General features: G+C 65.4%; 2 protein-coding genes. Both read left to right on the plus strand.

The window, feature by feature from the left end:
• The coding region (gene atpG / locus AC1DOC_RS34580; RefSeq protein ID WP_478131700.1) for an ATP synthase F1 subunit gamma at positions 1 to 733 on the plus strand (733 nt) is incomplete at its 5' end.
• A gap of 87 nt (positions 734 to 820) precedes the next feature.
• Positions 821 to 1,124 (plus strand): hypothetical protein (locus tag AC1DOC_RS34585; protein WP_478131701.1); only part of this gene is annotated, 304 nt, incomplete at its 3' end.

Raw genomic sequence — 1,124 nt, forward strand, 5'->3', positions numbered from 1 at the left:
GATCCGCAACATCGCGGCCAACCTGGGCAAGGCGAATCCCGAGTACACGCACGCGTTCATGAAGAAGAACGAGGCCAAGGCCATCGGCTTCATCATCGTCACGAGCGACAAGGGCCTGTGCGGCGGCTTGAACACCAACCTGCTGCGCGCCGTCACCGGCAAGCTGCGGGAAGCACAGAGCGCGGGCATCGCGATCGAGTCGGTGGCCATCGGCAGCAAGGGCCTGGGCTTCCTGAACCGCATCGGTGCGCGCGTGGTGGCCCATGTCACCCATCTGGGCGACACGCCGCATCTCGACAAGCTCATCGGCCCGGTCAAGACGCTGCTCGACGCCTATGCGGAAGGCAAGCTCTCGGCCGTGTACCTGTGCTACACCAAGTTCATCAACACGATCAAGCAGGAGCCGCTCGTCGAGCAGCTGCTGCCGCTGGCCGCGGACTCGCTGCAGGTCGAGGCTGGCCAGCATTCGTGGGACTACATCTACGAGCCCGATGCGCAGAGCGTGATCGACGAGCTGCTGGTGCGCTATGTGGAGTCGCTGGTCTACCAGGCCGTGGCCGAGAACATGGCGTCCGAGCACTCGGCCCGGATGGTCRCAATGAAGGCGGCGACGGACAACGCCGGCAACGTGATCAACGAGCTCAAGCTGGTCTACAACAAGACCCGCCAGGCAGGCATCACCAAGGAGCTTTCGGAAATCGTTTCCGGCGCCGCTGCGGCCGCCGGTGTTTGATTGCGGCAATGGACCGGGCCACATTGCCATTCGCGCTTCGCACTGCGAACCGATAACCGAAGGCCTTTTTTTGGGGACTCTGCACAAATGAAGAAACTTCTCGTTCTGGTGGCCATGGCCGCCGCGCTGACTGCCTGCTCCAAGAAGGAAGAGGCGCCTGTTGCACCGCCGGCACCTGCCGCTGCACCAGCGCCCGCTCCCGCGGCGCCTGCCGCTCCGGCTGCACCGGCCGCGCCCGCAGCCGCCGCTCCCACGGCATCGGCCGCGGACCTGCCGCAGGAGTGCAACGACTACCTGGCCAAGGCCCAGTCGTGCGTGTCGGCGCAAAGCGGCGCTGCCGCCGATGCGATGAAGGCAAGCGTGGAGCAGACCAAGGCAGCCTGGGCTTCGA

Source organism: Variovorax sp. 01T439_2 (genome assembly GCF_056398445.1).